The organism is Aquicoccus sp. (assembly GCF_041686535.1).
GTDB lineage: Bacteria > Pseudomonadota > Alphaproteobacteria > Rhodobacterales > Rhodobacteraceae > Aquicoccus.
Window position 1 is genome coordinate 6,184 of record NZ_JAWLDS010000011.1, and the last position, 10,528, is coordinate 16,711.

Annotated in this window: 10 protein-coding genes; 4 read left to right on the plus strand and 6 right to left on the minus strand. The window is 60.8% G+C overall.

The genetic code is table 11. From position 1 onward, the window contains the following. The 4 genes from ACESL9_RS04345 to ACESL9_RS04360 form a co-directional block, all read right to left on the minus strand. Nucleotides 1–316, minus strand: a 316-nt coding sequence (locus ACESL9_RS04345; protein ID WP_372674543.1) for an ATP-binding cassette domain-containing protein, incomplete at its 3' end; no start/stop codon positions are given. Further along, on the minus strand, nt 313–930 hold the full coding sequence (locus ACESL9_RS04350) for a biotin transporter BioY (RefSeq protein WP_372610820.1): 618 nt from the start codon (nt 928–930) through the stop codon (nt 313–315). The genes ACESL9_RS04345 and ACESL9_RS04350, both read right to left, overlap by 4 nt. A 139-nt stretch (nt 931–1,069) precedes the next feature. Beyond that, the gene (locus ACESL9_RS04355) at nt 1,070–1,963 is read right to left on the minus strand and encodes a succinate--CoA ligase subunit alpha (protein ID WP_372674544.1); all 894 of its coding nucleotides are present in this window, start codon (nt 1,961–1,963) and stop codon (nt 1,070–1,072) included. Next, on the minus strand, nt 1,960–3,162 hold the full coding sequence (locus ACESL9_RS04360; protein ID WP_372610816.1) for an ATP-grasp domain-containing protein: 1,203 nt from the start codon (nt 3,160–3,162) through the stop codon (nt 1,960–1,962). Before ACESL9_RS04360 ends, ACESL9_RS04355 begins: the two co-directional genes overlap by 4 nt. Before the next feature lie 130 nt (nt 3,163–3,292). On the opposite strand from ACESL9_RS04360, the gene ACESL9_RS04365 reads away from it, so the two are divergent. Beyond that, nucleotides 3,293–4,852: an acyl-CoA carboxylase subunit beta gene (locus ACESL9_RS04365; RefSeq protein ID WP_372610814.1), complete on the plus strand. Its 1,560-nt coding sequence runs from the start codon at nt 3,293–3,295 to the stop codon at nt 4,850–4,852. 27 nt (nt 4,853–4,879) lie between these two features. Here ACESL9_RS04365 and ACESL9_RS04370 read toward each other — a convergent pair whose 3' ends face one another. Next, complete coding sequence (locus ACESL9_RS04370; protein ID WP_372610812.1) at nt 4,880–6,238, minus strand: acetyl/propionyl/methylcrotonyl-CoA carboxylase subunit alpha; 1,359 nt, start codon at nt 6,236–6,238, stop codon at nt 4,880–4,882. 13 nt (nt 6,239–6,251) lie between these two features. After that, nucleotides 6,252–7,808 carry an acyl-CoA carboxylase subunit beta gene (locus tag ACESL9_RS04375; protein WP_372610810.1) on the minus strand — a complete coding sequence of 519 codons (1,557 nt, stop codon included), beginning with the start codon at nt 7,806–7,808 and terminating at the stop codon, nt 6,252–6,254. Between the two features lie 125 nt (nt 7,809–7,933). Here ACESL9_RS04375 and ACESL9_RS04380 point away from each other — a divergent pair, with 125 nt between their 5' ends. From ACESL9_RS04380 to ACESL9_RS04390, 3 genes are read left to right on the plus strand one after another with little or no spacing between them, the layout of a single operon-like run. Next, nucleotides 7,934–9,472 carry an acyl-CoA carboxylase subunit beta gene (locus ACESL9_RS04380; protein WP_372610808.1) on the plus strand — a complete coding sequence of 513 codons (1,539 nt, stop codon included), beginning with the start codon at nt 7,934–7,936 and terminating at the stop codon, nt 9,470–9,472. A gap of 48 nt (nt 9,473–9,520) precedes the next feature. Then, nucleotides 9,521–9,742, plus strand: a complete 222-nt coding sequence (locus ACESL9_RS04385; protein WP_372610806.1) for an acetyl-CoA carboxylase biotin carboxyl carrier protein subunit — start codon at nt 9,521–9,523, stop codon at nt 9,740–9,742. A 51-nt stretch (nt 9,743–9,793) separates the two neighbouring features. Beyond that, the gene (locus ACESL9_RS04390) at nt 9,794–10,525 is read left to right on the plus strand and encodes a GntR family transcriptional regulator (RefSeq protein ID WP_372674545.1); all 732 of its coding nucleotides are present in this window, start codon (nt 9,794–9,796) and stop codon (nt 10,523–10,525) included. The last annotated feature ends 3 nt before the right edge of the window (nt 10,526–10,528 follow it).

Consider the following 10,528-nt stretch of genomic DNA (forward strand, 5'->3'; position numbering starts at 1 on the left):
CGGTCTTCGAAAGCTTGAGATTCCTGAGTCCGAACGCCAGGTCTTCCTCGACGATCGGATAGACGATCTGGTTGTCCGGGTTCTGGAACACGAAACCGACATGCCGCCTGAGATTCTTTCGTTCAGGCACCCCGTCCAGCAGCAACTTGCCGGATGTCGGCATCTCGATGCCGTTGAAAAGCCGTGCGAAGGTGCTCTTGCCCGACCCGTTGCGGCCGATCACGCCGACACGACGTTCTGAAAGACGGATGGATATGTCCTCAAGGACGATGACATCGCCCTTTTTCACTGTGACATCTACGAATTCGATATTCACTCGGGTCTGCCGGGCCGTCCCGCCCCGTCGGCCGGAGTCCGGGGCTGGATGATCGGGTAGGAGCGTTTCACGGTCATGATCACCCCCGCTGCGATCAGCGCCTTCACGATGTCACCGGGGATGAAGGACAGCGAGCCGGTTAGCGCCGTCCAAAGCGGGATCTTGGCAACGAATGCCACCCACGGCACGCCGATGGCATAGAGCACGATCACACCACCAAGGATGCAGATCGTGAAGGCAAGGACAAAGTTGAGCCGATCCCACAACCACTCGGTCATGTAGCCGATCGCGAAAGCCGCAACAATCCAGCCAATCAGGAACCCCCCGGTCGGCCCGAGAAACACGCCGAACCCACCTCGTCCACCAGGCAGAAGCGGCAGTCCGATCGCCACAAGGAGAAGAAACAGGACAATCGCAAGACCACCCCGAACCGCACCGATTACGCCACCCGCCAGCATGACCCCGAGGGTTTGCGCCGTGATCGGAACGCCCGCCAGGGGAAGCGTGATCGGGGGGAAGGCGGCAAGCGACGCGACAATCGCGGCAAACAGAGCGATGAAAACCACATCACGGGTTTCAAGAAGCGACCCCGACTCCGTCCGAAGTATAGCCATGGCAGTTTATCCAGTATTGGCAATCATTGAATGGTACCGCCCAAGGGACGGCCATATTCGTGGTAAGGAGGGTCCATATTCGCCCGATACGACAAATTCAATCCATTGTCAGTTTGCGGCGGCCGCACTCCACGCGAGGTCAACCGAACCGTCGATCGAGCGCCAGGCCGATCTCGTCAAGACTGCTTGCGATCTCGGCACCCGACTCCTTCAACAACTCGATCTTCGCGCTGGCGCTGTCTGCTTCATCGCCGATCATTGCCGCGACATGGCCGAAACTGACCCCTCTGGGATGATTTTCCTGGAAGCGCCCGGCGACGATCGCCACCACAGGTTTGCGCAATCGCCCGGACCGTAACGCGGCTGCGACCTCGGCCTCGTTGCCGGTCCCCGGTTCACCGTAGATGACCATTGCATCGGTTTGCTCGTCGGCATCAAAGAGTTCGAGATATTCACACATGGATCGCCCGGTTGTCCGGTCTCCACCCATCGAAACCGCCGTTGAAACACCATATCCAGAAGCCTTCAACGCCATGGCGATCTCGGCCGACATGCCTCCGGAGCGTGAAACCACGCCAATACGTCCCGCCGGATAGAGAGCGTCGGGGTTATCTCCTCCGATCCCACCGATCTTGCACTTTCCCGGAGAGATCACGCCATTCGTATTGAAACCGACCAACCATGCCCCCGCCTCTCTCGCAGCGGCCACGGCCCGGACCGCATCATGCCGGGGGACATTCTCGGTCGTCGCGAGAATCACCCCAATCCCGGCTTCGGCTGCCTCGGTGACAGCATCGCATACGCCGTTCACGGGGACATAGAGGACAGCGGCATTCGCATCCGTTTTGGCGACCGCCGCAGCCACGGTATCGAACACGGGCACGCCCTCAACCTTCTCACCGCCGCGACCAGGCGTTACGCCGGCAACGATATTCACGCCGTAATCGAGCGCGAGGCGCGTATCATAGCGCCCTTGGTTGCCCGTAATGCCCTGTACGACCACGCGGGTCGACTTGTCGATCAGGATGCTCATGCCGTGGCCCCCTCGTCTTGTTGTGCACTGACTTTCCGGGTCGCCTCGACAATCGCGCGGGCACCGTCCAACAGCGAAGCACCGGATGGCAGATAGGTAACGCCGCCGATTTGCGCCGCGAGCGCCCTTGCCTCGGCCTCACGTGGGCCGAAGAGCCGCAGGATGATCGGAAATCGTGATGTGTCCACCTTGTTGCGCTGCACTGAATTGGCGAGCGCCTCGACCACCCTGTCCACCGGTGCCATCTGAAGATGGTTGTAGCCGATCAAAAGGCTCCGGCTGCGCGGGTTGGTGAATACGGCATCAAGCACGGCCTCGGTCTTGACGGTGCCGGGGGCGGGGCTGATGTCGGAATGGTTGGCAGGTCGTCCGCCAAGATCGACGATCATGTCATGCTGAAGAAGCCCCGCACCACCGCCGGCGACAAGCAAACCTATATCGCCATCGAGTTCCACATAGCGCGCATCCCCCCCCGGGTTTGCACGGTTGACATCGTTGACCATTCGTTCGCGGGGATTGTCGGGACGTTGCGATGGAACGTCCGAAAGTTCCGGATGACGCCCGAGCGCACCGTCATCTATCTCGATCATCGTGCCCACCATCGAAAGGCGCCCGTCTGCATCTACCGCAAGCGGGTTGATTTCCATCATTTCAGCGTCCAGCTCCACAAACGCGCGCCAGAGCTTTGCCGTGAGGCGTCCGACATCGGCAAGCGAGCGACCTTTCAATCCGGCTCGTGACCAAAGGTCGATGGCTTCCCATGGCCGCAATCCCTTCAAGGGGTCGATCGGCGTCGTGACGATCCGTTCGGGCGTGGTCGCATGAACCTGTTCGATCTCGACGCCACCGGCTGTTGAGATCGTGATCATCGGCACCCGGTCGGAAAAGCTGAATGCGAGATAGAATTCCTGCGCAATCTCGGCACCCTTCTCGACATAGATCCGATCCACATAGCCCAGATCGGTTTGCCGCCCCAGCATCTCGGATGCGGCGCCTTCCGCATCGGCAGCCCCGACCAGGCGCACAAGGCCACTCTTGCCTCGCCTGCCCGTCGGCAAAAGCGCCTTCAAGGCAACCGTTCCCCCGAACTCCGAGGCCAGTTCACCGACCTTGGCCGCCGTTTCGGCCGGTGCACCCTCCGGCACCGGGAGTTTCAGTCGCCGCATGAGGCTTTTCGCAATATCTTCCGTGAGTTTCATGCAACCTCCCAGTCATTTTCTCATGTCGCTGTCGCCAAGCGAGTGTTCAGGATGGACATTCCCTTTAGGGTATTAAAGAATGTTAACAAACGCATTGTCAAACAAAAAGCCGCAGCAAAGGAGATCGCATATGTCGTGGCAACCGGAAGTGGATGAAATCGCGAAGCGAAGCGCATGGGCCGAAGAGATGGGAGGACGTGAGGGCGTCACCCGCCAGAAAGCCCGTGGACGCCAGACGATTCGCGAACGAATCGCCGCCCTCGTTGATCCGGGGTCGTTCCGGGAAGTGGGCAAACTGGCAGGAACGGGTGAATATGCCGACGGCAAACCTGTCTCGGTCACGCCGTCCTCCTATGTCATGGGATTGGCAAGGATCGACGGACGCGACGTCGCAATTGGCGGCGAGGATTTCACCGTGCGCGGCGGGACCGGATCGACCGCACGCCGCAAGGGCGGACAAGGCGGGTTTGTCGAGGACCTAGCCCATGAATACCGGATTCCCCTGGTCAACCTGATCGACGGCGCGGGGGGATCGGTCACGTCGCTCAAGCGCCGAGGATACGCGCCGATGCCCGGGACGGATGATTTCGGGCGCTCGGTCGAGCTTCTGGGCGAGGTTCCGGTGGTCACCTCCGTGTTGGGAACGGCGGCCGGCGGGCCGGCGGCACGGGCGATGCTGGCACATTTCTCCATGATGGTCCGGGAAACGTCACAGGTATTCGCCGCAGGTCCGGCTGTGGTCGAACGCGCGCTGGGCGAGACCCTGACGGCCGACGAACTGGGCGGGGCTTCGGTCGCGGTGGATATCGCGGGGTCAATCGACAATGCGTACCCGTCCGAAGCGGAGAGCTTTGAAGCCATACGCAGGTTCCTCGGTTACATGCCGCAAAATGCCTGGTCGGCACCGCCCTTCGTCGGGACCGACGATCCGGTAGACAGGCGCGATGACAGGCTCTTGTCACTGGTCCCACGCAACCGGCGGCAGGCCTACAGCATGCACAAACTGATGTCGATCATCGCGGACGAGGGATCGACCTTCGAGATCCAGCCCACTTTCGGCAGAGCCATCATCACCCAGTTTGCACGTTTCGGTGGCCATGTCGCCGGGCTGATCGGAAACAACCCGATGCATTATGGTGGCGCACTCGACGCGGACGGCGCACAGAAGATGACCCACTTCATAGATCTGTGCAATCAGTTCGGCATCCCGATCATCTATCTGGCCGACGTCCCGGGCTTCATGATCGGCTCTGCCGCGGAACGTTCCGGCGTGTTGCGGGCAGGGGTGCGCGCAGTGCATGCCGGGCTTCAGGCCAGCGTGCCATGCATGACTGTCATCATCCGCAAATGCTACGGCATGGCCGGGATGGCGATGGTCAATCAGAAGGGGCTGAACCTGAAACTCGCCTGGCCGTCAGGTGAATGGGGGTCGTTGCCGGTCGAAGGCGGTGTGGCTGTCGCCTTTCGGCGCGAAATCGCGACGGCGCCCGATCCGGCCGCGCGAGAGGCGGAGCTCGAGGCGGAATTCCGCACCTACGCCAATCCCTTCAGAACCGCAGAGGCTTTTGCCGTGGAAGACATCATTGATCCGCGCGACACACGGTTTCACCTCTGCCGCCAGATCGAGGCGGCACAAGAGAGACTGCGCACCGATCGGGGTCCGCGCCCGCAAGTCGGGGTCCGGCCATGAGCCGGACCCCCCGTCCTCGACAGGCGCTCACGCCATAAGGGACTTGCGCCTTTCCTCGACAAAGCCGGTCCAGATCTCACCGGCCCTGAAATCGGGATCGTTCAGAACCGCGATGAGAAACGCGCGGTTCGTCGCAGGCCCTTCGACCCGGGTCGCCTCGAGCGCAGCGCGCAGACGATCTATTGCGATGGTCCGATCCTCGCCCCAGGCGATGAGCTTGGCAATCATCGGGTCATAATAGGGTGTGATCGTATCTCCGATTCGCACCCCGGCATCGACCCTGATGCCTTCCATCTTGTCGGGAAGATCGAATGCCGCAAGCGTGCCCGGCGATGGCAGGAAGTTCTTCGCCGGGTTCTCGGCGTAGAGGCGACATTCGATCGCCACGCCAGCGCTCGAGACCGAGGCGAGCGTGTCGTGCAACTCCTCGCCCGCCGCAAGCCGCAACTGCAACCCCACGAGATCGCACCCGGTAACCATCTCCGTAACCGGGTGCTCAACCTGGATGCGGGTGTTCATCTCGAGAAAGAAATACTCGCCGGTCTCCGCATCAGCCACGAACTCGACCGTTCCGGCCCCGGTATAGTTCTGTGACGCGGCAAGCGCGCGTGCCGATTCCGCCATTCCGGCCACGGCCTCGGCCGAGAAGCCCGGGGCCGGGCTTTCCTCGATGATCTTCTGGAATCGCCGTTGCAACGAGCAGTCACGCTCGAACAGGTGAACGGCACGTCCATCGCCGAAGCCGAAGACCTGGATTTCGATATGCCTGGCCTTGGGAATGAACCGCTCCAGATAGACCGAGCCATCGCCGAAGCTGCGCTCGGCCATGGACTGCGTCGCCTCGACGGTCTTGCGCAGTTTCTCCACGCTGTCCACACGCCGCATGCCGATACCGCCCCCCCCGGCCGCGGCCTTGACCAGGAGAGGATAGCCAACGGCGTCGGCCATCTCTTCGAGTCCATCCAGGCCTCCGGGCAGTAGCCGGTCGGATCCTTGCGCAACCGGAACACCCGCCTTTTGGGCGAGTTGGCGGGCACGCTGCTTGTCACCCATGGCCTCGATCGTTTCCGGACGCGGGCCGACCCAGATCAATCCTGCGTCCATGACCGCACGGGCGAAATCCGCGTTCTCGGCCATGAAACCATAGCCAGGATGGATCGCATCGGCTCCCGTTTCCTGTGCCGCGGCAAGAATCGCATCCTGCCGGAGATAGCTCTCGGCGGCAGGCGGCGGGCCGATCCGCACAGACGCATCGGCCATTTCGACATGCATCGCATCCGCATCCGCGTCCGAATGGACCGCGACAGCCTCAAGCCCGAGTTTCCGGGCGGCCCGGATCACGCGACAGGCGATCTCGCCTCGATTGGCAACCAGTATTCGTTTCATTTCCTGCTCCCTGTCAAATGCGAATCGTGCGGCTCTTGACGCCCAACTGCTCAGGCAGCAGCCGCCAGGCATCATCCAGCCATTCGTTCAACAAGGAACGCGTTTCGCGGGGGTCGATGATATCGGGAACCTTGAACCGCTCGGCCGTGAGGAACGGTGATTCAAGATGATCGTACATCTGTTCCAGCTCGGCCAGCCGCGCGGCGCGATCCTCCGATGACAGCGCCTCGAGCTCCTTGCGATAGGCCGCTTCCACACCGCCGCTGACCGGGATCGACCCCCAGCGCGCCGAAGGCCAGGCATAGTGAAGGTTCAGCCCCTGAAGGCGCCCATATGTCGTTCCGGCCAGTCCATAGAGGCGCCGGACGATGATCGCGCACCAGGGCACCTGGCTTTGTTCGATCGCCGAAACGACGCGAACGGATCCCTTGACCGTTCCCTGAAGCTCGGCCTCGGGGCCCACAACGGTGCCCGGCTGATCGACGAAATTCACCACCGGAAGGTGGAACGTGTCGCACAGGTCGATGAAGGTCTCCATCTTCTCCGCGGCACCCCGGGTCAGGCCACCGCCATAGTGCATCGGGTCATTGGCGATCACGCCCACGGGCCGCCCGTCGAGCCGGGCAAAGCAGGTCACGACCGACCGGCCGTAATGCTTGGTCAGTTCGAAAACCGAACCCTTGTCCATGACCAGTTCGATCAGGCGCCGGGGCTTGTAGATGCGCCGTCGGTCGCGCGGGATGATCGAGAGAAGCTCTTCTTCGCGGCGGTCGCGCGGATCGTCACATTCGGTGACGGGCGGAATTTCGAAGACGCTGGAGGGCAGATAGGACAGGAACTTGCGCACCATCTCGAAGGCTTCTTCCTCGGATTCGGCCTCGTTGCCGATCACGCCGCTGCCCCGAACATGGACCTTGGCGCCGCCGAGGTCTTCCTTGTCGACCTTCACACCCATGCCCCGCTCGACCACGGGCGGGCCGCCCGCGAAAACCTGCGAGGTTCCCTTGACCATGACCGAGTAATGCGCACAGGCCGCCTTGAGCGCCCCGAGTCCGGCACAGGGGCCAAGGGCCAGCCCGACAACCGGAATATATCCCAGTTTCGAGGCCATCAGCCATGTCGGATAACCCGGAATCTTGGTCGATGCCTGCTGTTCCAGGAGGCGCACACTGCCACCAGCGCTCTCGACGAGACGAATCAGTGGAATACGCATCTCGAGAGCATAGTTCTCGGCGTAGATCCATTTCTCCGAAACAGTCGCCTCCGAGGAACCGCCGCGAATCGTCCAGTCGTCGCCGTCAACCGACACCTTGCGTCCGTCGATCTTGATGGTTCCGATCACAGCGTTGGATGGTCTTACCGACACAAGATTGTGGTTCTCGTCATAGGTCGCCTTGCCAGCCAAGGCGCCCAACTCATGAAAACTGCCTGGATCGGCGAGCTTGTCTATACGTTCGCGAACAGTGAAACGTCCGGCCGCATGTTGACGCTCGACCGCTTCAGCTCCGCCAAGGTCTTCTGCGATCTTTCTGCGTCTTGCTATTTCATCGACTTCTTTTTGCCAGCTCATACGGGATTCCCTCTTTGTATCTCCATCACCGGACGCGCCAGTGTGGGGTCAGCGTAACAAGTATTGTTGACATTGTGAATGATTTCATCATCAATCGGAGTCAGATTACGAGCGGAGGAAACACAATGTCCCGACACGAAGAGCTTGCCGATGATCTGGAGACACGCCGCAAGCGCGTTCTTGAAATGGGTGGCCAGAAAAAACTGGCCGCGCGCAAGGCGGCAGGCCAACTCAATGCACGGGAGCGAATCGATCACCTGTTCGATCCGGAAAGCTTTGCCGAAACCGGAATGCTCGCCACGTCGCACATCCCCGCGATGCGTGAGAAGTCGCCCGCGGACGGCAAGGTTTGCGGCTATGGGCGGATCGAGGGGCGGCCCGCAGCGATGGTGTCCTGCGACATCACCACGCTGGGCGCATCATCAAGCCTGACCAATGTTCGCAAGATGGGGCATCTTCGTCGCACCGCCATTCGCAATGGCATGCCGATGATCTTCCTGAACGAAACATCCGGTGCGCGCATCCCCGATACCATGGGTGCCCAAGGCACGGGAGCCTTGGGCCAAGACCCCGAGCAGTTCATCCGCGGCCGTGAAATCCCCTATGTTTCGGCTTGCCTTGGGCCGAGCTACGGCACCGGCACGTGGTACACCATGTTGTCGGATTTCGTGGTGATGCGCAAAGGTGCATGCCTTGCGGTCTCTTCACCGCGCGTGACCTCGCTGGCGATTGGCGAAGAGGTGCAACTCGAGGAACTGGGCGGCTGGAAACTGCACACCGAAAAGACCGGCCTTGTCGATTACGCGGTGGACAGCGATGAAGATGCGCTCGATCTGATAAAGCGGTTCCTGTCCTATCTGCCCTCCCACGCCGAGGAGCTTCCGCCGGCGGTCGAGCCGCCGGACGAAAGCCAGTATGATGGGTCTGCGATCACCGACATCGTTCCAGCCGAGCGGCAGAAGGTCTATGACGTGCGCAAACTCATCGCCGCGATTGCCGATCCGGACTCGGTTTTCGAGCTCAAGCCGCGATTCGGACGAGTCGCCACGACTGCACTGACGCGCATGGGCGGCAAGGTGGTCGGTGTGGTCGCCACGAACCCGATGTTCAAGGGGGGCGCCCTCGACCCGGACGGATGCGACAAGATCACCAGCTTTCTGGTCCTCTGCGACAGCTTTCACATACCGATCGTGATGCTGACCGATACGCCGGGTTTCCTGATCGGTGTCGAGGGCGAAAGGCGCAAGGCACCGGGGAAAATCATGAACTTCATGTCCGCATTGCAAATGTGCAGCGTGCCGAAGCTCTCGATCGTGACCCGCAAATCCTATGGGCAGGCCTATCTGAACATGGGCGGCTCGCGCAACTCGGATGAGATGGCAGCCTGGACGACCGCGGACGTGGGTTTCATGGACCCGAATATCGGTGTCAATGTGATCTACGGGGTGACTGCGGAAAGCGACCCGCAAAAATTCGAGGAACTCAAGGCGGAAATATCTCGGGAAACATCGGCCTATGATCTTGCCGCGATCTATTCGGCACAATCGGTCCTTGATCCCCGAGAGACGCGCCAATGGCTGTTGTCGATGCTGGACGTGCATTCCCGGGGCAGGGATCGCGGCTTTTCGCGTCGGGCACTCGCCACCTGGCCAACCACATTCTGACGAACCGAATCACTCAACAGACCAAGAAAGAAAGGTAGAAGAGACACCATGGCTGAAGAAAAAATCTGCTCGGAAATCACCGGAACCGTCTGGAAGATCGAAATGGGCGTGGGAGATTCCGTCGAAGAAGACGATGTAATCATGATCCTTGAATCCATGAAAATGGAAATACCGGTACTCGCACCTTGCGCGGGCACGCTTAAGGAGTTTCTTGTAGATGAAGGAAGCGCAATAGCAGAAGACCAAGTCATTGCCATTGTCGACACCTGATTCTATAGGTCGTGCTCAGATAAACAATGAGTGTTTCGACTGGAATCTGATGTGACCTTGGGAAGTGTAAATCGTCTTGAACACAGTTTGGGATCAATCCGCCCGGGCTTGACGGAGGGGCCACAGGCCCTTTCGCTTGCCGAGCAAATCGCGACGCAACTCGCGGACTCGATCATAAACGAGGAATACGCGCCTGGAGCGCGAATACACGAGATTGCCGTTTCCGAGCAATTTCAGGTGAGCCGGGGACCAGTGCGTGAGGCATTGCGCATTCTCGAAAACGCCGGCCTGGTCTCGATCCAGCCAAGGCGCGGCGCCATCGTGACCAACCTGACGGTGGCGGAAGTCGATGACATTTTCGAAATCCGCGCCGTTCTCGTCGGACTGGCGGCGCGGCGCCTGGCACGCAGCTCCCCGCCCAAGAACCTGTCCCAGATCGAAGAACGGATCGCGAAGCTCCAGCATCTGACAACGCAGGCCGATCAGGATGCAGCGCGCTATGTCACGATCAGTCAGGAGTTGAGCTTTCTTCTCTGCGCAGGCACAGGAAGCGAACAGCTCACGTCGATCGTCTATTCCCTGTTCCACCAGACCATTCGTTACACCCGCATCGGCCTGTCAACGCCCGAGCGGCGACAGACCTCGGCCAAGACCTGGGCGAAACTGCTGGAGTATATCCGCGCCGGTGCAGAAGACGACGCGGAAAGGACCGCCCGCGAACTGGTCGATAATTCGCGGGCAATGGCGATCAAGATGCTGCGCAGCGAAGAGGGCACCAGCTGAGCT

What these genes read in the sequence shown, in the direction of transcription:
- ACESL9_RS04350 (WP_372610820.1), bottom strand. Translation starts at nt 930, where the DNA reads ATGGCTATACTTCGGACGGAGTCGGGGTCGCTTCTTGAAACCCGTGAT.
- ACESL9_RS04355 (WP_372674544.1), bottom strand. Translation starts at nt 1,963, where the DNA reads ATGAGCATCCTGATCGACAAGTCGACCCGCGTGGTCGTACAGGGCATT.
- ACESL9_RS04360 (WP_372610816.1), bottom strand. Translation starts at nt 3,162, where the DNA reads ATGAAACTCACGGAAGATATTGCGAAAAGCCTCATGCGGCGACTGAAA.
- ACESL9_RS04365 (WP_372610814.1), top strand. Translation starts at nt 3,293, where the DNA reads ATGTCGTGGCAACCGGAAGTGGATGAAATCGCGAAGCGAAGCGCATGG.
- ACESL9_RS04370 (WP_372610812.1), bottom strand. Translation starts at nt 6,238, where the DNA reads ATGAAACGAATACTGGTTGCCAATCGAGGCGAGATCGCCTGTCGCGTG.
- ACESL9_RS04375 (WP_372610810.1), bottom strand. Translation starts at nt 7,808, where the DNA reads ATGAGCTGGCAAAAAGAAGTCGATGAAATAGCAAGACGCAGAAAGATC.
- ACESL9_RS04380 (WP_372610808.1), top strand. Translation starts at nt 7,934, where the DNA reads ATGTCCCGACACGAAGAGCTTGCCGATGATCTGGAGACACGCCGCAAG.
- ACESL9_RS04385 (WP_372610806.1), top strand. Translation starts at nt 9,521, where the DNA reads ATGGCTGAAGAAAAAATCTGCTCGGAAATCACCGGAACCGTCTGGAAG.